We start from the raw sequence: 18,518 nt of genomic DNA on the forward strand, positions 1-18,518 counted from the left end.
GTCCACGGTCATGCCATAGTCCTTCAGGGCCGCCTCATCATGCTCGGCGAGCGCAGCGGCCGCCACGCAATCCGCCGAGCATGGCTCGGCGCTACCCCATTCCCCCCATCCCCCGTTCCCCATCCCCATCCCCATTCCCATTCCCATCACCCCGTCCCTGCCCTCGATATGCCCGTTGGGAATGTCGTCAGGACCACGCGACACCCCTCGGCCTGCGACCGCTCAGTAGCATCACCCCATGCCCTCCCCCATCGACCCGCATGCCGCACCGACTGTCGCCATCGTGGCCTGCCACGGCCAGGGGCTGTTCGAGTTCGGCTGCGCGGTCGGCCTGTTCGCCCCGGTCCGCCCCGAACTGGGCGTGTCCTGGTATGCCACCCAGCTGTGCGCTGCCGAACCCGGTGCACTGCGCATGCTCGGCAATGCCCACGTGCAATTGCCGCATGGGCTGGAAGCGCTGGATCACGCCGACATCGTGGTCGTACCCGGTTGGCGCGACCCGGCCGAGCGGCCACCGCAGGCGTTGCTGGATGCCATCACCCGCGCGCACAACCGCGGCGCACGCATCGCCTCGATCTGTTCCGGGGCTTTCGTGCTGGCTTGGGCCGGGCTGCTGGATGGGCGCTGCGCCACCACCCACTGGCGGCTGACCGAAACCCTCGCCCAGGCGTTCCCCGACATCACCGTGCGCGAGGACGTGCTGTACGTGGACGCGGGCAGCGTGATCACTTCGGCCGGATCGGCCACCGGCATGGACATGATGCTGCACATGGTGCGCAAGGATTACGGTGCACGGGTGGCGAACCTGGTCGCCGAGCGGCTGGTGCTGGCCCCTTGGCGCGATGCCGAGCGCAGCCAGCGCGTGGCGCGCACGATTCCGCTCGGCGAGCCGACGCGGCTGGCGCGGCTGATGGAATGGGTGCGCCGCAACCTGCGCGAAACCCATTCGCTGAGAAGCCTGTCCGAGCAGGCAGCGCTGAGCCAACGCACATTGCAGCGGCAGTTCCTGGAAGCGACCGGCCTGTCCCCGATCGATTGGCTGATCCGCGAGCGCGTGGCCTATGCACGCGAACTGCTGGAGACCACCGACCGTCCCCTGCACTGGGTGGCCGAGCAGGCGGGGTTCGGATCGCAGGAGTCGTTCCGGCGACATTTCCGCGGGCAGGCAGAGGCCAGCCCCACCGAGTACCGCAACCAGCATCGCCGGAGCCTTTCCCCGGCACCTTTGGCCGGCTGCTGAGGAAGCCCGAGCGGCTGGAGAAACGTGACCGATATCGGTGCAGGCCGACCTAAATCGATCTAAACTCGGCCATCGATCTGGCACGAGGGCACGGGACATGGCACTGGGCAAGGTGGTGATGGCTGCAGCGTTGGCAGTTGCGATACCGTTCGGCGCACTGGCAGCGCCGCCGAAGCAGGACGCTCCCGACCGGCCGATGTCCGGCAATCCGATCCTGCCCGGCTGGTACGCCGACCCGGAAGCCGCAGTGTTCGGCAAGACCTATTGGATCTATCCGACCACCTCCAAGCCCTATGCCGAGCAGGTGGGATTCGATGCGTTTTCCTCCCCCGACCTGGTCCATTGGACCCGTCATCCCGACGTATTGAAGATCGAAGCGATCTCCTGGGCCAAAGAGGCGTTGTGGGCGCCGTCGGTGGTCGAGAAGGACGGCAGGTACTACTTCTTCTTTTCCGCCAACGACATCAAGAACGACGACGAGGTCGGTGGCATCGGCGTGGCGGTGGCCGACAAGCCCGAGGGGCCATACCGCGACCTGCTGGGCAAGCCGCTGGTCGGCACGTTCCACAACGGCGCGCAGCCGATCGACCAGTTCGTGTTCAAGGACGACGATGGCGCGTGGTACATGATCTACGGCGGCTGGAAGCACGCCAACATCGTGCGCCTGAAGGATGATTTCAGCGGCGTGCAACCGTTGGCCGACGGCACCCTGTTCAAGGAGATCACCCCGGCGCCGGAATACGTGGAGGGCTCGCTGATGTTCAAGCGCGGCGGCCGCTATTACTACATGTGGTCCGAAGGCGGCTGGGGCGAGCCGGACTATGCGGTGGCCTACGCCATCGCCGACAAGCCGACCGGACCGTTCAAGCGGATCGGCACGATCCTGCAACAGGACCCGGAGATCGCCACCAGCGCCGGCCACCATTCGCTGATCCACGCAGCGGACGACGACAGCTGGTACATCGTCTACCACCGCCGCCCGCTGGGCGAGACCAGCCGCCACCATCGGGTTACCGCCATCGACCGCATGTACTTCGATGCGCAGGGCCACATCCTGCCGGTAAAGATGACCCACGAAGGCGTACCCGCCCGGTAGTGACGGGCCATGCCCGTCACCGACAAAAAGCAGCGGGTCATGGACCCGCTCTACCTTGGTAATGACGGGCCATGCCCGTCACCAACAACAGGGCCCACCCACCGGTATTGCGCCAACGCCCGGAATCTTCATATGATGGACGACATATGAAAGGGAGGCCCCATGCGATACCGCCCAGACCAGAAGCAAGTCACCCGTGACCGGGTGTTGAAAACCGCTGCGAGGCAAGTGCGCGAACGTGGCCCGGCGCGCATGGCGCTTGCTCGCGTCATGGCCGATGCCGGCCTGACCCACGGCGGCTTCTACGCGCACTTCCCGTCCAAGGACGCATTCCTGCGCGCGACCGTCGAGCGCATGTTCGACGACAGCCCGTTCTCCGCACTGCGCGACCAGAGCCAGTCCCCGGCCGAATCGGTGGCGAACTTCGTGGACTTCTACCTGTCACCCGCGCACCGGGACACGCGCGAAGGGGGATGCCCCCTGCCTTTCCTTGTCGCAGATGCACCGAGGCTTCCCCAGGACATCCGGGAGCGCGTGGCTGAAGGAGCCAGCGCGCTGAGCGGATATCTCGCCCGGCATCTGGAAGCCCTCGGCTACGCTGACGCGGAGGACGAAGCATCGTCGTGCGTGGCTGAAATCATCGGCGCGATGGTTCTTGCGCGTGCCGAACCAGACCGGTTGCGCTCGGACGCCATTCTTGCTCGAAGCCGCTCGGCGATCCTGCACCGGCTCACATTGCAGACCTGCCCGTGAATCTCGTTGACGAAATTGCGCCTGGCCTTTCCGGGCTTGAGACCCTGCAGGCACTCATTGCGGCGGGAGGCCGCCCTCCCATCGGCGATTCACTCGACTTCACCTTTACCGAGGCGGGCGATGGATGGGCGGTTTTCACCGGCACGCCCGGTATCGGCGCCTACAACCCGATCGGCACGATCCACGGAGGATATGCGGCGACGCTGCTCGACTCCGCATGTGGATGCGCGGTTCATTCCAAGTTGTCAGCGATCCAGGCCTACACAACGCTGGAGCTGAAAGTCTCATACCTCCGCCCAATCACGACGGATACCGGCCCGCTCCGCGCCGAGGGACGCACCCTGTCTGTCGGCCGCCGCGCCGCCTTTGCAGAAGCGACGCTGAAGGACGCCAATGGCCGCATCTACGCAAGTGCGACTTCAACCCTGCTGGTGATGGAGCGCCCACAGAAACCGGCACGCGACTGAACCAGTGCCCTGCCCTTGGACTGCACCCTGCGCGCCGTCGCTGCGTGATCGGCAAGGTGGGCTTTTTTTTTGAATCTTTATATTACGTCGATCATATAAACAAGAGCGCCCAGCGCAGAAGGAAATCCCATGAAAATCGAAGGTGCTGTCGTCCTGGTCACCGGAGCCAACCGCGGCCTCGGCCTCGAATTCTCCAAGCAACTGCTGGCACGCGGTGCGGCGAAGGTCTATGCCGCAGCGCGCGATCCGGCCACGGTCACGCTGCCCGGCGTGGTGCCGATCCGCCTGGACGTGACCAAGCCTGAAGAGGTGGCGGAGGCGGCGCGTGCATGTGGAGATGTCACCCTGCTGATCAACAACGCGGGCATTGCCCAGTTGGGTGGATTGCTCGCCAACGATGCCGACGCGCTGTTGCGCGGGCACCTGGACACCAATCTCTTCGGCGTACTGAACACAAGCCGTGCTTTTTCCGGCACGCTGGGCCGCAATGGCGGCGGTGCGCTGGTGAACATCCTGTCCGTGGTGAGCTGGATAAACGCTCCGGCCCTGGCGGCCTATAGTGTCTCCAAGGCTGCCGCGTGGTCGTTGACCAACGGTCTGCGCCATGAGCTGCGTGCACAGGGCACCCAGGTTTTGGGCTTCCACGCCGGTTTCATCGACACCGACCTGGTGCGCGAATTCGACGCGCCCAAAGCCACGCCCGAAGACGTCGTGCGCCGCACGCTGGACGCACTGGAAGCCGGCGAGGAAGAGATCGCCGTTGATGAACCATCGCGCCAGGTCAAACAGGGCCTGTCGCACGGCGTCTACCTCGCCGATGTCCTTGCCGGCTGACAGGAAACGGGTAATGACGGGCCGTGCCCGTCACCGGCAAAGCAGCGGGTCATCGACCCGCTCTACCTCGGTAATGACCGGCCATGCCCGTCACCGGCAGAAGCAGCGGGTCATGGACCCGCTCTACCTTGGTGGTGACCGGCCATACCGTCACCGGCAAAAGCAGCGGGTCATGGACCCGCTCTACCTTGGTAATGACCGGCCATACCGGCACCGGCAGAAGCAGCGGGTCATGGACCCGCTCTACCTTGGTAATGACCGGCCATACCGGCACCGGCAGAAGCAGCGGGTCATGGACCCGCTCTACCTTGGTGGTGACCGGCCATACCGGCACCGGCAAAAGCAGCGGGTCATGGACCCGCTCTACCTTGGTAGTGACGGGCCATGCCCGTCACCGCCGCGTACTGCGATGTAAAACGCGAGCAAGGCCATGAGCACGGGATACTCGATCCCGCGGTCGATCCACGGCCACGTCGGCCCCAATGCAACACAGATGCCGATCATCTCCAGGAAGAAAGCCATCGCAACCCACCGCGTCCACAGGCCGAAAGCCAGCATGAGCGCGCCCACGGTTTCCAGCAGCATCACCAGGAACGCCAACTGCGGCGCAAAGGGCAGCCCCATCACGTCCTGGATCAGACGGATGGAACCGGCCATCGGGTCGGCCATGCTGCCATGGGAAATCCCCAACGCCTTCGGCAGGCCGTGGGTGAACAGGACGATGCCGAACCCAAGACGCAGCAACGCATAGGCCATCGGTTCGATGCGTGCAGGAAGCCCCTGCATGCTGGCACGAATGGTCTTCACCATCAGTGGCTGCCCTGTTGCGCCAGGCGTTTCTGCAGCGCATGGGCGAGGAAACCCGCAACCGCGCCCAGCGCCGCAGCCACCGCCAGCATCCGGAAGGTATCCAGCGAAGGCGGCTGATGCGAGGCGAAATACGCCACCAGCCCGAGGAAAAAGCCAAGTACGTTGTTCAGTACCGGTGCCTTGGCCAGCGACAGCGCCACCACCGTGATGGCGAAAACGACCGCCGCCAGGGCGTAGCTGCCAAGGTGTGGCGTGAGCACCGCCAGCGCGTGCGCCGCACCGATCCCCAGCATCACCCCGACCAGCACGCAGGCCAGGTTGATCGCGCCCTGTTTCAGGTCCAACCCACGGGTGAAGTATGAAATCCAGCCGACGAACATGGCCCACACCGGCACTTCAAACACCATCACGCTGAGCATGGCCGCCGAAGAAGCCACGACGGATTCGCCGACCACCACTTTCACGTGGGTGGTAAATGCATTACCGCCCATGATCCACCTCCACGGCGGCGGCGAGCGGCCGTGGCGCCAGCAGGTCGGACAGGCCGATACGGCGCAGGAACTCGGCGCGGATGCGATCGGCCACTGCATTGACCACTTCGCAGCCATCGCTGGAGGGATCTACATGCACACGGAAAGGACGACGACCCAGCGGCTGGCCCACGATGTCCACCATGGCCTGCGCTACGGTGGCCACATCGGCATCTTCGGGTTCACAGGCCGCCAGTCCGGCCAGCACCTGCTGTTCGAATTCCGCATAGGCTCCCTGCGCGTATGCCTGCTCGCGCTCGGTGTCGGCAGGACGTCCGCCATGGGCGAAGTGCTGGGTGCCCTTGGTGAAGGCGCCCGGCACCAGGATGCTGGTCTCAATGCCCCAGCGCGCCAGTTCGCCGGCGTAACTCACCGCCACCGCATCCATCGCCGCCTTGGCCGCGAAGTAAGGTGCCAGGTACGGCGGCGTGCCACCCCGATGGCTGCTGCTTCCCACCCACAGCAGCAGTCCACTGCCCTGCCTGCGCAGATGCGGCAACGCGGCGCGGTTGAGCCGCTGCGTGCCCAGCACGTTCACGTCGTACAGCTGCGCGTACTGTTCCGGGGTGAACGCTTCGGCGGGACCGAACACCATGTGCCCGGCATTGTGGACCAGCACGTCGAGCCGTCCCTGTACGGCAATGACCTGGTCGACCGCCGCCTGCACCGAGGCGTCGGACTGCACGTCCAGCTCAATCGCCTGCAGCGCGACCTGGTGTTCGGCGGCGAAGGCGTGCAACGCATCTACCTGCGCGGCGTTGCGCCCTCGGGTCTGGCGAATGCCGGCGTAAACGGTATGCCCCGCCAGTGCCAGGGCACGCGCGCCCAGCGCACCAAAACCACTGGAAGCGCCGGTAATGAGGATCGTATGGTTCATGGAATATCTCCTGCCAGCGTGGAGGAACGGGATCAGGCGAATCCGCCGTTTGCGCGCACGACCTGGGAGTTGACCCAGCCGCCATCGGCGCCAACCAGGAACGACACGACGCGCGCGATGTCCTCTGGTTGCCCCAGCCGTTCCAGCGGTGCGAGCTTGCCGAGCTGCACGACCTGCTCGTCGGTCTTGCCTTCGAGGAACAGTTCGGTGGCGACAGGGCCGGGCGCAACGGCATTGACGGTGATGTTCCGGCCACGCAGTTCGTTGGCCAGTACATGCACCAGGCCCTCGACCCCGGCCTTGGTGGCGATGTAGGGGCCGTACTGCGGGAAGGACTTGGCGATCACGCTGGTTGAAACGGCGACGATCTTTCCGCCCGCCGGCAGATGCTGGGCGGCGGTACCGAGGACGAGAAATGCGCCGCGCAGGTTGGTGCCGACGACATGATCGAATGCATCGAGGCTGTCGGGGGCGATCGGAACAAGTGTCATCACACCGGCGCTGTGGACGACGACATCGACGCGGCCGAACGCATCCAGCGTGGTGGCAAACAGCCGCTGCACATCCTCCGCACGCGCGACATCAGCCTGCACTGCAATGGCGCTGCCTCCTGCGGCGTGGATGGCCTGGACCACCTCCTCGGCCGAGGCGGCATTGCCGGCGTAGTTGACGGCGACGCGGAAGCCGTCAGCGGCCAGGCGCAACGCGATGGCCCGTCCGATGCCACGGGAAGCGCCGGTGACGATGGCGGTCTGCGGTTCACTGAAGGTCGTATGAGAACTCATGGGCGTTTTCCCTGCTGTGGACACGGGAGCCATGATCACGATTGACCCGGAATGAATAAATAAGATCAAATTGACTTGTTAATTCAATAAACATCAACAATTGGATCGCCATGGACCGTTTTGATGCGCTGCAGTTGTTCACGCGGATCGTGGAATTGGGCAGCTTCACCGAAGCTGCCGGAACGCTGGACGTGCCCCGCGCGACGGCGACGCATGCGATCAAGGCATTGGAAAAACGCCTGGGGGCACGCCTGCTGGATCGCACCACGCGCCAGGTAACGCCCACCCTGGACGGCCAGGCGTTCTACGAACGCAGCAAGCGCGTGCTGGCTGAACTGGAAGATGCAGAAACATCACTGAGCACCCATGTGGCCAATCCCCACGGGACGCTGCGCCTGGACCTGCATGGGACGCACGCGACGAAGATCATCCTGCCGCGCATTGGCGAGTTCAAAGCGCGTTATCCGGGGATCAACCTGGTCATCAGCAGCGGCGACCGCCTGGTGGACCTGGTCAAGGAGGGCATCGACTGCGTGGTACGGGCAGGACAGCCCCGCGACTCTTCGCTGGTAGTCAGGCGATTGGCCGACATGCCGGAAATCATCTGCGCCAGCCCGGACTACCTGGCACAGCACGGCACGCCGATGCACCCCCGCGAACTGAGCGGACACCAGGCCATCGGGTTCTTCTCACGCGGCAACGAAAGCCGCTATCCCTTCACCATCATGATGGAAGGACACGTCACGGAATGGGAGGCGAAAGGCTGGATTTCCGTGAGTGATGCCGCGTGCTACACCAGCGCGGCGCTGGCCGGATGTGGATTGATCCAGGTGCCCCGATTCCGCCTTGAGGAACATCTGCAGGCAGGACGCCTGGTGCAGGTGCTGCCCGAATGGGACTGTCCCACCCTGCCCGTCTGCGCGTTGTATCCGTTCCATCGGCAGCTCTCGCCGCGGGTGCGCGTCTTCATTGATTGGGCACTGGAGTTGTACAGCGACAGGTTCGGCGCAGTGGGCAAAGCGGGTCCGTGACCCGGCCTTGGTAGTGACGGGCCATGCCCGTCACCGGCGAAAAGCAGCGGGTCATGGACCCGCACTACCTCGGTAGTGATGGCTGCGGGAACGGCTTTGGTAGTGACGGGCCATGCCCGTCACCCGGCGAAAAGCAGCGGGTCATGGACCCGCTCTACCTCGGTAGTGATGGCTACTGGAATAGCCTTGGTAGTGACGGGCCATGCCCGTCACCCGGCGAAAAGCAGCGGGTCATGGACCCGCTCTACCTCGGTAGTGATGGCTGCTGGAATGGCCTTGGTAGTGACGGGCCATGCCCGTCACCCCGCGAAAAGCAGCGGGTCATGGACCCGCTCTACCTCGGTAGTGATGGCTACTGGAATGGCCTTGGTAGTGACGGGCCATGCCCGTCACCGGCAAAAGCAGCGGGTCATGGACCCGCTCTACCGTCCCGTCGCAGCCATTGCAGGTACGCGACATACACCGCGCCACTCACGCCGGTGATGGCTGCGGGAACGTACAACGCTTCGTAGCGCAGCGACTGGAACAGCCAGGCCCCGCTTATGCTGCCCAGCAGGAAACCACTTATGACCAGGCCACTCAGTGTGAGCCGCCGGAATGGCAACGACAGGCCCCGCAGCAGGTGGCCCAGGCCAATGCCCAGGTCGGTGAACATGCCGGTCAGGTGCGTTGTCCTGAGAATCGCGCCGCTGTAAGTGGTCGCCATGGCGTTCTGCAGGCCGCATGCCATCGCCGCCAACCACACGCCCCATTCCGAAGACTGCTGGAAAAATGGAATGCTGGCGATGATCAACCCCGACTCGATCAGGAGCACCAGGCCATACCGCCTGCCGAGGCGCAGCGCACTGTCCTGGACGATCAGCCCACTGAGCACGGCACCGGCGCAGAACGCAATGAGTACGCCCCACAGAAAACCCACGCCAGCCCAGTCACCACGCGCAATCGAAACACCCAGCATGCTGGTGGGGCCGGTGAGGTGGCTGACAACCTGGTGGGATACCCCCAGGTAGCAGACACCGTTCACCAGGCCTGCCACCGCAGACAGCGACACGCCACCGATCCAGACCCACTTAGGCAGAGGAACCACGGACTTCCTTTGACTTCCTTTTACTTCCCCAGGCCCAACCCGCGCCTGGACGACCTGCAGGCACGATGCCCGTCCTGGCAATCAGGTTAGCATCCCCGCCGAGTTCCCCTGCGTTGCCGGCACGCGCGAACGTCCGCCCTGCCTGCACCGGCGGCTCAACGCAGGAAGAACTCCACCGGCGTGGTGACGTCGACCGGGTCGCCCGGCACGTCCGCTGGCGGTGGCGGCAATGGGCTGGCGCGGCGCACCGCCGCCAGTGCCTCGGTATCCAGCGGCTCATGGCCGCTGCTGCGGGCCAGGCTGACAGAAAGCACGTTGCCCCGCCGGTCCACCGCATAGAGCACCTGCACCACTCCCTCGTAGCGCCGGCGCTGTGCCGCGCGCGGGAAGCGCTTGAACTGCTCCAGGTGACCGAGCACCTGCACCTGCCAGTTGGCCAGTGCCTGGCTGACGGTGCCGGCCAGCGCCTGGCTGGCCGCATGGCGATTGCTGTCCGGTGCCGGCACGCTGGGCGGGGCGCTGGCTTCGGTGCTGCTGGCGCTGTCCTGTTGCTGCGGCTCCGATACCTGCCGGGCCAGCGCTGCATCGGCATCCTGCAACACCTGCCGTGGCACGGCGGGGCTGGGCTGCACCGTCGCCACGCTGGGCTGCCGCTTGCGTCGTTCCTGCTCCTGCCGGGGCGGCCCCGGTGGCAGTTCGGTCGGCGGGGTCGATGGTGCACGCGTCAGCGGCGCCAGTTCCACCATCACCGCCACTGCCTGCAGCGGCAAAGGTTCCTGCACGCGCGGCACGTGCCACCACAGGATGGCGGCAGCCACCAGCACATGCACCAGCAGCACCACGCCCATGCTGGCGAGCCAGCGCACTGCCTGGCGGTCCTGCCGCAGCACGTTCATGGGCTGCCCTGCTCCAGGCCCACCAACGCCACCTTCAGGTAGCCTGCATCGCGCAGCGCGTTCATCACCTGCATCAGGTCCCCATACGGTACGCCGCTGTCCGCCCGCAGGAATATCCGTTCGGCGGGGTCGCCGCCGGTCAGGACATCCAGCTTCGACTTCAGCTCCGCCCCGGTGATCGCATCCTGGTTCAGGCTCAGCGACAGATCGTCCTGGACCGTGAGATAGATCGGATCCCTGTCCCTGGCCTGTGGCGCGGCGTTGAGTGCCGGCAGCTCCACGGGCACATCAACGGTAGCCAGCGGTGCGGCCACCATGAAGATGATCAGCAGGACCAGCATGACGTCGATGAACGGGGTGACATTGATGTCGTGGTTCTCTTCCAGCTCGTCGTCTTCGTTGCGTGGGGTGATGGCCATGGATGTCCCTCGTCAGTCCCGTGGAAGAACTGCCGCACCGGCCGTGGACGCCGCGTAGCGGTCGAGATCGCGCGAGACCACTTGCTGTATGCCCGCCGACAGGTCGCCCAGGTTGCCCCTGATGGCACCCAGGCTGCGGCTGAAGTGGTTGTAGATGACCACCGCCGGGATGGCAGCGACCAGCCCCATTGCTGTGGCCAGCAGGGCCTCGGCAATGCCCGGCGCCACCACCGCCAGGTTGGTGGTGTTGGACCTGGCGATGCCGACGAAACTGTTCATGATTCCCCATACCGTGCCGAACAATCCCACGAACGGGGCCGTTGCCCCCACCGTGGCCAGGATGCCGATGCCGGTGCGCAGGTGGCGGATATAGGCGAGTTCGCTGCGCTCCAGCCGCGAGGCGATGCGTTCCTTGATTCCCGCCTTGTCCGCCAGCCCCTCCGATTGCCGAAGCTCGGCATGTGCCTGGGCCACCAGCTCGTGGGCGATGCCGCCAGCCAGGTGGGGATGGCCGTCGGCATCGGACAGCACGGTGGACTGCGCCAGGGTCGCGTGCGCGGCACGCAATGCGCGCCGGATGGAACGCAGCTCCCAGCTCTTGGCTACCAGCACCGTCCAGGTGGCGAACGACGCCAGCGCCAATCCAATCATCACCGCCTGCACCACCCAATCGGCGTGCTGGAACATCTGCCATGGGCCCAGGTCGGGCGGAAGGTTCACGTGTGTATTCTGCATCGGGTCGATCCCATTGCTCAGGTCGGGAAGGAAAGGCCACGGCGGACCGTGGCAACGGGGGCACGTCGTGGCCAACGCGCGGCATCTCCGGTTCCGCTCATGGCTCCGGCCTGCACCACAACCACAGCAGCACGCAGGCCATGCAGGTGATGATGATCGCCACGCTGGGCCAGTGCGGGATGGTCAGTGCCGAGAAAGTACCGGCCAGGCACATGGTGAACGTCGCCGCCCATTTGGCACGGCGCGGCAGCTTGCCCGCCTGCCAGTGTGCGAGCAGTGGACCGAACAGGCGGTGGCGCAGGATCCAGGCATGCAACCGCGGCGAGCTGCGTGCCGCCGCCCATGCGGCCAGCAGCACGAACTCGGTCGTCGGCAAGCCGGGAGTCACCACTCCCACGAATGCCAGGCCCAGGAAAACCACGGCCAGTACCTGCAGCAACAGGCGTCGCAGTCCGCTGGCCGGTGGTTTCGGCATCGGTTCGGATGCGGCCGGTTTCATGCACGCAGCGAGGATCGCGTCATCGGCAACGCGCCGCCATCCAGCGGCAGCTCTTCTTCGACGTACCTGCGAACGGTACGGAACGCCTCTTCCGCGGCCTGCACCGCTTCATCCTCCTGTGCCTGCGTCAAGGCGACCGTATCCAGTGCCGTGGTGAACTGGCGCCAGTGCCGCGCCGCTCCATCCGGATGCGCGGCCAGATGGCGTGCGCCGAAATTGTGGGCCAACCCCAGCCTGTCCCGCGCCAGCTTGAACAGGACCGCACCGCCCAGGTTCGATCCCTCGGCCACGTACAACCAGCCCAGCGCAGCGGGCAGCGTGGCGTGCATGTCCAGCCTGCCAGCCACGGCGGCGGGCAATGGCCCCCCCAGGTCGCCCAGGTCATTGGCAACAAGCAGCAGCCGACGCCGTTGTGCCAGCGCGGGGATCAGCTCGGCCAGCTGCGGGTTGGCATACAGCGTGTCCACGTCACGATGGAAACGGTATTGCACGCGCAGGAAGCCGGAGAACTTGCCGCGGCTGGCAAAAATGTCGGCATCCATGATGCGCTTGTCCAAGGCATCGTGGACGGTGTGGGTGGCTGCCTTCAGGCGCTGGCTGCGGGTTGGAATGGAATCAGCGACGTGTTCATTCATGACGGGCGCTCTTGGAAATGCGGGAAATGGCAGGAGGTTGGATTGCATGGGAAGTTCCCACGTGGGGGGCCGGACATTCAGAACATGCGTTCAAGCTTCAGGTTGACCGTGCTTCTGTCGTAGCTGTAGAGCCAGTCGACGCTGCTGTCGACCTTGTTGTAGCGCAGGGTCAGCAAGGGCGTGAAACCTGCCATCGCCCAGCGGGCTGCCTTGACGATGAAGATGTAACTCTGCTCGTCGTCCTTGCGCTGCGCCTCCAGCAGTGCATTGCTGGCGCCATCCTCGCGCCGCCTGTAGGAGGTGAACAGGGTGCTGTTGAAGCCCTCCGGCCATTGCAGCGATGCGCCCAGGCGAATGCCCTTCTGCCGATAGGCGGTGACCGCCAGCGGCGTATCGTTGTCGACGATGTCCACGCCGCCGAACAGCGTCCAGCGCTGCCCCAGGCTGCGGAAGTACGTGGCGTAGACCGAACGTGACGCGCCATCGTAATAAGGCGCGTAGCTGGCCTGGCGATAACGCAGTTCCTTCCAGTCCGCTTCAAGCTTCAGCATCGACGCCGGGGACAGGGTGTAATTCCATTCCGCGTGGATCCCCCAGGCGCCATACAGCGCGGAATTTCCAAGTGCCTGGTAATCGAACGTGGACGCGAGGGCCATGCCGTGGCGTGCACTGCGGAAGCTGTAACCGGCCTGCGTGGCCAGGGTCGCCTCGTTGTAGGCACTGTAGTTGCGGTAGGCCTGGCCGAACAGCAACGAGCGCAGGTACAGGCCGTGGTGGCCGCCCAGCGGCAGGCGCCTGTTGAGGCTGGCATCGTAGTCCACGCCCGTGGCGACGATGGCGTCGGGCAGCTTGCGGTCGACATAGCAGAAGCCGCTGCTGTCGGCGACCAGGCAGGTATGGCTGGCCGAGGTGCGGTTGACGTTGTCGCTCCACGCCGGCCCCAGCGCGAACGTCCCGTTCCAGGAGCGCCTGCTTTCCAGCGCCTTGCGGAAGGTGGCAACAGACCTGCGCACTCCCTCCGTCTTGGGATCGGTGGTATCGATGGACGTTTCGATGGCCTCGAACAGTTCGGCGGCTTCGCGGTCCTGCTGGTCCTCGAACAGCGTCCGCGCCAGTTCCAGGCGGCCGAGCAGGAACTGCGGCTGGATGGCCAGCACCTGGCGGAATTCGTGCACGGCCTCCCGATGGCGGCCTTGCAGGCGCGCCAGCATGCCCTGCGCATAGTGCGCCAGCATCGGATCACGGTCCGGCAGGTCCATGTATTCGTCGAGGAACCGCGCTGCGGCCTGCCATTCGCGGCTCTGCAGGGACAGGTACAGGGCCCGCCCTACGTCGTTGGCATTATGTGCGACGGTGTAGGTCTGCCCGTCCACGGTGATGGTGGGACGGTCTGCTTCCAGCTCGTCCTGCAGCAGGTGGCGCTCGCGTTCAATGCCCTGGCGTTGGGTACGCTGATCGAGGATGCGACGGATGTCTTCCTGCTGCGCCTGGGCCGCGGCGCTGCCCAGGAAGAGGAGGATCAACACCACTACCCGGCACGATGTCCGGCAGGGGGCAGGCAAGGCTGGTTGCATGTATGGGGTCATCTGGACGGTGGCAAGGACTGGCGGCTGGCTGGTCCTTGCACTGCTTCAGTCACTACAACGAATCCCTGCCATGGATCGGCAAGGCACTGCTGGTGTTACCGCGCGCCGCCGAACGCCACGTCCTTGGACCTGTCGGCGAAGGTCGCGATGCCGGCCAGGGCCGCCGCGTTGGCGCCGTAGAAACGGCCTTCGACGGTGCCTGCGGTCGCATCGGCCCGGGCCGCGCCACTGAAGCTGGCACTGGTCGGATTGATGGACACGTAGTTGACCAGCGTGCTGCTGCCCAGCGCCAGCGTGTTGACCGTGCTGGAACCGGTGCGGGTCAGGCTGCCGCTGAGCCGGTTGGTGGAGAAGTTGGCGGTGAAGTTTCCGCTCAGCACGCTGCCGCCGCCGGAATTGTTGATGCCGGTGACCGCATAGGTGGCGGTGCCGCTGGTCGGCAAGGTGGTGCCGGTGGTGTCGCCGACGTAGTAGACGGTGTGGTCGCCAGTGCTGACATTGCCGGTGCTCGACCACTCGCCGAACCACACATCGCCGGTGCCTGCGCGGGCGAAGGTGAACACCCCCAGGTTGTTCGGATGGTCGGCGTCGGCCGGCATGCTGAGCTGGTAGACCGGCCCGGTGCCGGAGTAACGCGACAGGCCCTGGAAATCGACCTGCAGGTCGATGCCACTGGCCTTCACGGAAATACCGGCCAGGCCCGGCGTATGCACGGTACCGGCGGACACATCGGACTTGCCCACTTTGACATTGACATCATTGCTGGTGCCACCGAAGAACGGAGCTTCGGCGGACTGTGCCTGGGCCAGCCCGGCGATACTCATGGCCGCCAGGGCCAGGGCAAGCGTGGACAGTTTGCGTTGCGTTTTCATGCGTAACCTCATTGATGGGTGATGCAACGAAGGGGAAGGACGTCCTGTCCAGGAAGCAACTGCTCCTGCATGCATGGCAAGGCGCTCAGAACCCCGCCGTCAGGCTGAGCTTCAACGTGCGCCCCGGTGCGGCAACCAGGCCACGCGTGGCCGGGTCGATGTAGTACTGGTCGGTCAGGTTGGTGCCGGCGAGTTCGAGCACCAGGTTGTCGCGCAGCCGGTAGCTGGCGTAGGCATCGAACAGCAGCGTCTCGCCCCAGGAATACGGGAAGTTCGACGTAGCGAGGAACCCGCCGCCGTTGCTGATGGTGTTGGCGCGGTAGAAATCCAGGTCCTTGTTCTTGTACTGGCTGTAGAACGTCACCCGGCCACCGATTTCCAGGCGCTTTTCCAGGAACCGGCCACCCAGCGACCAGTTGGCCGAGAACTCTGGCGTGGCCTGTGTCAGCAGGTAGCCCTGCAGGAAACCGTACTTGACGCAATCCGGCAGGAAGATGTTGGAAGCATTCCCGTCGATATCGACGTTTTCCCCATTGGGGATGCTGGTCAACAGCGCGTGGCTGGCATCGCAGACCTCGTTTTCCAGCATGTAGTTCATGCCCAGGTCGGTGAAGAAGCGACCGCCGTCGTAACGACCGGTCAGCTCGACGCCGCGGATGTTCTGCTTGTCGATGTTGCTGAAGCTCAGGCGGTTGTCGCGCTCGATGACGTTGCGGGTCTTGTTGGAGTAATACGCCAGCTTGACGTCCGCCCTGCCCTCCGCTTGCAGCAGGTGGCTGAAGTCGTGGACGTAGGCCACTTCCCAGTTGTAGGCGTGCTCCGGCTTCAAGCCGCGGAACGGATTGATGTTGGCCGAGAAACCGATGGTGCTTTCGAACAGGCTGGGGAAGCGGACGGCCTCGGTATAGCGGAAATAGGCGCGGTCGTAATCGCTGAAGTTGACCGTGGTGGAGAATGCCGGCACCCAGCGATGGCCGCGCTTCTTCTCGGCCGTTGCGGTAACGTACTCATTGACCGGGCTGGTGCTGCAGTAGCTGCCGTCGCCACCGTTGCTTGTCGACAGTCCGCCGCCGGCCTGCAGGTACTGCTGTGCATCCTGCAGGAACTGGCCGTTCAGGCATGGATTGGTCGCTGCGCTGTACTTGCCGTCCGCGTTGGGCTCCCAGGGCAGGTTGTGCTCGTCGCGTACCGTCCGCACCTGCAGCGCGTCCCATGCTTCCTTGATCAACGCATCCAGGTCGATTCCATCGGCTTCGAACGCTTCGCGGTTGGCTTCCGCTTCGGCCACCGCCTCTGCGATCAGATCGTATTCGGCCTGGTCGAATTCGGTGCGTTGCGTCCAGTACGAGGCCTGCCGGCTGACGGTGGCACTGTTGACGAACCGGCCGGGATTTTCCGCCACGTAATCGTCGTAGGCCCAGTAGTCGACATAACGCATGCCGGCGCTGACCTGCAGCCAGTCGGTCGGACGCCAGTCGAAGTTGAAGCTGGCATTCCATTCCTCGCGACGTCCGGCACGCGGATAGCTGCGCCACCCGTCGTTGGGCGATATCACGTCGTTGGAGCGCAGTTTCTCGTGCTGGAACTCGCCCCCCACGGTCAGGTCCAGCGCGTCGGTGATGCCGAACTTGTTGCTGAGGGTGATGCCGTTGCGGGTGTTGGTGGCGTTGGAAATGGCCGTGTTGCGCAGGATGACGTCGTCGCGGTGGGCGCCTTCGGCGTAGTTTGGAAAGCCGCCTGCGCTGTACGTGGCGCTGAGCGTATCGGTGCGCCACAGGTTGGCGTACAGGTCGATCCAGCGGTTGTCCTTGGGCGTGAAGGTGTATTCCAGGTTGTAGGCCTTGCCATCCACGCGGCTCAACGGCCACTGCACCGAACCGGGCAACGATGATGCGAACAGGCGCGATGGCATGATCTCGCCATAGTGCGAGAGGCTGTCGCGGTAGCCGAACTGCAGTTCCTGGTCGTCGCTGGGACGCCACGTAGCCTTGAACAGCCAGGATTCCATCTGGCTGGAGGTGTTGGTCATCTCGTTGCCCGGCGGAAGGCGCGTGGCCAACCAGGAGATGACATCGTCGACCCAGTTGGCCTGTTCGTGCGAGTAGTAGCCCGCGTTGTGCCTGCCTGCAAAGTAATTGCCGCGCTCGCGATAGGCGTAAGCGCCAAGCAGGTCCAGCTTGTCGGATTTCCAGCCCAGTGCGAGGCGATAGGCGTAGTCCTCGCCTTCGAAGACGTTGTGGCCTCCTCCACCGGTCTTCGGCGTTACCCGCAGCGTCAGGTCGTCGTTGGGGGTGACGCCCGAGTTCTGCGGGTAGCCGTCCACCGTGCGGTAGTCTTCGCCGGTGTGCAGGCTCGGCAGGCGCGGCTTGACCGCGTTGCTGCTGCCTTCGATCTTGAACTCGCCGCCGAAACGCTCGCCTTCCGGGACGATGTCGTCCACGTCCAGGGTCTTGACCGCCATCGCACCGCCAATACCGGTGGTGACGTTGCGCACCATCCCGGGGCCCTTGATGATCTGGATGCCGCCGATCAGGAACGGATCGATGTAGTTGCGATTGGTGGCGCCGTTGTAGCCACGCCACACGGTAAGCGCCTGCTCGGTGCCATCGATGGTGACCGGCACGCGGCCACGGCCCTGGATGCCGCGGATGTTCAGGTCCAGCGCGCCGCTGTTGCGGGCGTCTCCGCTGAATACACCCGGCACGCCATTGACCAGGTCGGAGGGCGTCTTGCCCTTGTAACGCTCTACTTCGATGCGCCCGATGTAGGAGGTGGAGATATCCAGATCGTAGACATCGTCGTAGCCTTTGACATCGCGCTGCGCACCTGTCGCCGCTTCGGCGCGCTGGCCTGCCACGGTAAGCGAATCGGTGGTGACTACGCCCTCGCCCACCTGTTGGCCGTTGGGCGCCGCTCCCCTGCCGACCACCACGATGCCCGGCTCGCGCCAACGCCAGGCCAGGCCGGTTCCATCCAACAGCCGCGCCAGTGCCTGGCCGGCCGTGAAGCTTCCGGTGATCGGCTTGCCCTGCACGCCCGCCACATCGTCGGATGCGAACAGGATGCGGACATCGGCCTGGTCGGCCAGCCGGGTAAGTGCCGTGTCCAGCGACTGCGGCGGCAGGTCGAAGCGGATGACCGACTCTGCGCCAGCGGGTGACGCCGGCGCCTGGGCCAGGGCCGGTGCGGACAGGGCCAGCAGGATGTTGACTGCCAGCAGCGAGCGCAGGCAGGTGCGGTAACGAAGTGGCGCGGAAGCTCTCATGTGTCCGATCAGTTGTAGGAATGGGCCCCCGTAAGCGGGAGTGCCTCAGATGCAAATAGCTCTCATTCCTATAGACGAACCGGGCTGGGCAAAATTGCAGT

Annotated in this window: 20 protein-coding genes; 6 read left to right on the plus strand and 14 right to left on the minus strand. The window is 64.9% G+C overall.

Annotated elements, in window-relative coordinates:
- A partial coding sequence (locus tag H4O11_RS19265) for a hypothetical protein (protein ID WP_220466721.1) occupies nt 1-204 on the minus strand: 204 nt, incomplete at its 3' end.
- Nucleotides 205-238: 34 nt separating this feature from the next.
- Between H4O11_RS19265 and H4O11_RS12380 the strand changes: the two genes are divergently transcribed.
- The 5 genes from H4O11_RS12380 to H4O11_RS12400 all read left to right on the plus strand — a co-directional run bounded on the left by H4O11_RS12380 (nt 239) and on the right by H4O11_RS12400 (nt 4,390).
- On the plus strand, nt 239-1,240 hold the full coding sequence (locus H4O11_RS12380; protein ID WP_182339741.1) for a helix-turn-helix domain-containing protein: 1,002 nt from the start codon (nt 239-241) through the stop codon (nt 1,238-1,240).
- 97 nt (nt 1,241-1,337) lie between these two features.
- Nucleotides 1,338-2,336 (plus strand): glycoside hydrolase family 43 protein, encoded by a 999-nt coding sequence (locus tag H4O11_RS12385; RefSeq protein ID WP_182339742.1) that lies wholly within the window; start codon nt 1,338-1,340, stop codon nt 2,334-2,336.
- Between the two features lie 162 nt (nt 2,337-2,498).
- Nucleotides 2,499-3,089, plus strand: a complete 591-nt coding sequence (locus tag H4O11_RS12390; RefSeq protein ID WP_182339743.1) for a TetR/AcrR family transcriptional regulator — start codon at nt 2,499-2,501, stop codon at nt 3,087-3,089.
- Nucleotides 3,086-3,556, plus strand: coding sequence for a hotdog fold thioesterase (locus H4O11_RS12395; protein WP_182339744.1), 471 nt, complete (start codon nt 3,086-3,088; stop codon nt 3,554-3,556). Before H4O11_RS12390 ends, H4O11_RS12395 begins: the two co-directional genes overlap by 4 nt.
- Nucleotides 3,557-3,685: 129 nt before the next feature.
- A complete protein-coding gene (locus H4O11_RS12400; RefSeq protein ID WP_182339745.1) occupies nt 3,686-4,390 on the plus strand; it encodes an SDR family oxidoreductase in 705 nt (234 codons plus the stop codon).
- A 363-nt stretch (nt 4,391-4,753) separates the two neighbouring features.
- Here H4O11_RS12400 and H4O11_RS12405 read toward each other — a convergent pair whose 3' ends face one another.
- From H4O11_RS12405 to H4O11_RS12420, 4 genes are read right to left on the minus strand one after another with little or no spacing between them, the layout of a single operon-like run.
- Nucleotides 4,754-5,200, minus strand: coding sequence for a DoxX family protein (locus tag H4O11_RS12405; RefSeq protein ID WP_182339746.1), 447 nt, complete (start codon nt 5,198-5,200; stop codon nt 4,754-4,756).
- Nucleotides 5,200-5,691, minus strand: a complete 492-nt coding sequence (locus H4O11_RS12410) for a DUF1097 domain-containing protein (protein ID WP_182339747.1) — start codon at nt 5,689-5,691, stop codon at nt 5,200-5,202. Before H4O11_RS12410 ends, H4O11_RS12405 begins: the two co-directional genes overlap by 1 nt.
- Nucleotides 5,681-6,607 carry an SDR family NAD(P)-dependent oxidoreductase gene (locus H4O11_RS12415; RefSeq protein ID WP_182339748.1) on the minus strand — a complete coding sequence of 309 codons (927 nt, stop codon included), beginning with the start codon at nt 6,605-6,607 and terminating at the stop codon, nt 5,681-5,683. Before H4O11_RS12415 ends, H4O11_RS12410 begins: the two co-directional genes overlap by 11 nt.
- Nucleotides 6,608-6,639: 32 nt before the next feature.
- The gene (locus H4O11_RS12420) at nt 6,640-7,392 is read right to left on the minus strand and encodes an SDR family oxidoreductase (protein WP_220466738.1); all 753 of its coding nucleotides are present in this window, start codon (nt 7,390-7,392) and stop codon (nt 6,640-6,642) included.
- 110 nt (nt 7,393-7,502) lie between these two features.
- Here H4O11_RS12420 and H4O11_RS12425 point away from each other — a divergent pair, with 110 nt between their 5' ends.
- Complete coding sequence (locus H4O11_RS12425; RefSeq protein WP_182339750.1) at nt 7,503-8,423, plus strand: LysR family transcriptional regulator; 921 nt, start codon at nt 7,503-7,505, stop codon at nt 8,421-8,423.
- Between the two features lie 409 nt (nt 8,424-8,832).
- On the opposite strand, the gene H4O11_RS12430 is transcribed toward H4O11_RS12425, so the two are convergent.
- The 9 genes from H4O11_RS12430 to H4O11_RS12470 form a co-directional block, all read right to left on the minus strand.
- Complete coding sequence (locus H4O11_RS12430; RefSeq protein WP_182339751.1) at nt 8,833-9,510, minus strand: DUF1275 family protein; 678 nt, start codon at nt 9,508-9,510, stop codon at nt 8,833-8,835.
- 155 nt (nt 9,511-9,665) lie between these two features.
- Complete coding sequence (locus H4O11_RS12435) at nt 9,666-10,406, minus strand: energy transducer TonB (RefSeq protein WP_182339752.1); 741 nt, start codon at nt 10,404-10,406, stop codon at nt 9,666-9,668.
- The gene (exbD, locus tag H4O11_RS12440; RefSeq protein WP_182339753.1) at nt 10,403-10,825 is read right to left on the minus strand and encodes a TonB system transport protein ExbD; all 423 of its coding nucleotides are present in this window, start codon (nt 10,823-10,825) and stop codon (nt 10,403-10,405) included. Before exbD ends, H4O11_RS12435 begins: the two co-directional genes overlap by 4 nt.
- A gap of 12 nt (nt 10,826-10,837) precedes the next feature.
- Nucleotides 10,838-11,512: a tonB-system energizer ExbB gene (exbB, locus tag H4O11_RS12445; RefSeq protein WP_182339904.1), complete on the minus strand. Its 675-nt coding sequence runs from the start codon at nt 11,510-11,512 to the stop codon at nt 10,838-10,840.
- A 145-nt stretch (nt 11,513-11,657) separates the two neighbouring features.
- Nucleotides 11,658-12,059, minus strand: a complete 402-nt coding sequence (locus tag H4O11_RS12450) for a YbaN family protein (protein ID WP_182339754.1) — start codon at nt 12,057-12,059, stop codon at nt 11,658-11,660.
- Nucleotides 12,056-12,694 carry a biliverdin-producing heme oxygenase gene (locus tag H4O11_RS12455; protein ID WP_182339755.1) on the minus strand — a complete coding sequence of 213 codons (639 nt, stop codon included), beginning with the start codon at nt 12,692-12,694 and terminating at the stop codon, nt 12,056-12,058. The genes H4O11_RS12450 and H4O11_RS12455 overlap by 4 nt, the downstream gene beginning before the upstream one ends.
- Before the next feature lie 77 nt (nt 12,695-12,771).
- Complete coding sequence (locus H4O11_RS12460) at nt 12,772-14,220, minus strand: surface lipoprotein assembly modifier (RefSeq protein WP_343042828.1); 1,449 nt, start codon at nt 14,218-14,220, stop codon at nt 12,772-12,774.
- A 155-nt stretch (nt 14,221-14,375) separates the two neighbouring features.
- Entirely contained in the window at nt 14,376-15,152 is a 777-nt protein-coding gene (locus tag H4O11_RS12465) for a Slam-dependent surface lipoprotein (RefSeq protein WP_220466722.1), read from the minus strand.
- An 85-nt stretch (nt 15,153-15,237) separates the two neighbouring features.
- Nucleotides 15,238-18,417 (minus strand): TonB-dependent receptor, encoded by a 3,180-nt coding sequence (locus H4O11_RS12470; protein ID WP_182339757.1) that lies wholly within the window; start codon nt 18,415-18,417, stop codon nt 15,238-15,240.
- Nucleotides 18,418-18,518: the final 101 nt, after the last annotated feature.

This window comes from Stenotrophomonas tumulicola (genome assembly GCF_014117215.1).
Classification (GTDB): Bacteria; Pseudomonadota; Gammaproteobacteria; order Xanthomonadales; family Xanthomonadaceae; genus Stenotrophomonas; species Stenotrophomonas tumulicola.

Excerpts from the sequence above, each read along its gene's own strand:
- H4O11_RS12420 (WP_220466738.1), bottom strand. The coding sequence starts at position 7,392 with ATGAGTTCTCATACGACCTTCAGTGAACCGCAGACCGCCATCGTCACC.
- H4O11_RS12455 (WP_182339755.1), bottom strand. The coding sequence starts at position 12,694 with ATGAATGAACACGTCGCTGATTCCATTCCAACCCGCAGCCAGCGCCTG.
- H4O11_RS12410 (WP_182339747.1), bottom strand. The coding sequence starts at position 5,691 with ATGGGCGGTAATGCATTTACCACCCACGTGAAAGTGGTGGTCGGCGAA.
- H4O11_RS12390 (WP_182339743.1), top strand. The coding sequence starts at position 2,499 with ATGCGATACCGCCCAGACCAGAAGCAAGTCACCCGTGACCGGGTGTTG.
- exbD (WP_182339753.1), bottom strand. The coding sequence starts at position 10,825 with ATGGCCATCACCCCACGCAACGAAGACGACGAGCTGGAAGAGAACCAC.
- H4O11_RS12385 (WP_182339742.1), top strand. The coding sequence starts at position 1,338 with ATGGCACTGGGCAAGGTGGTGATGGCTGCAGCGTTGGCAGTTGCGATA.
- H4O11_RS12470 (WP_182339757.1), bottom strand. The coding sequence starts at position 18,417 with ATGAGAGCTTCCGCGCCACTTCGTTACCGCACCTGCCTGCGCTCGCTG.
- H4O11_RS12425 (WP_182339750.1), top strand. The coding sequence starts at position 7,503 with ATGGACCGTTTTGATGCGCTGCAGTTGTTCACGCGGATCGTGGAATTG.
- H4O11_RS12415 (WP_182339748.1), bottom strand. The coding sequence starts at position 6,607 with ATGAACCATACGATCCTCATTACCGGCGCTTCCAGTGGTTTTGGTGCG.
- H4O11_RS12380 (WP_182339741.1), top strand. The coding sequence starts at position 239 with ATGCCCTCCCCCATCGACCCGCATGCCGCACCGACTGTCGCCATCGTG.
- exbB (WP_182339904.1), bottom strand. The coding sequence starts at position 11,512 with ATGTTCCAGCACGCCGATTGGGTGGTGCAGGCGGTGATGATTGGATTG.
- H4O11_RS12400 (WP_182339745.1), top strand. The coding sequence starts at position 3,686 with ATGAAAATCGAAGGTGCTGTCGTCCTGGTCACCGGAGCCAACCGCGGC.
- H4O11_RS12435 (WP_182339752.1), bottom strand. The coding sequence starts at position 10,406 with ATGAACGTGCTGCGGCAGGACCGCCAGGCAGTGCGCTGGCTCGCCAGC.
- H4O11_RS12405 (WP_182339746.1), bottom strand. The coding sequence starts at position 5,200 with ATGGTGAAGACCATTCGTGCCAGCATGCAGGGGCTTCCTGCACGCATC.
- H4O11_RS12450 (WP_182339754.1), bottom strand. The coding sequence starts at position 12,059 with ATGAAACCGGCCGCATCCGAACCGATGCCGAAACCACCGGCCAGCGGA.
- H4O11_RS12465 (WP_220466722.1), bottom strand. The coding sequence starts at position 15,152 with ATGAAAACGCAACGCAAACTGTCCACGCTTGCCCTGGCCCTGGCGGCC.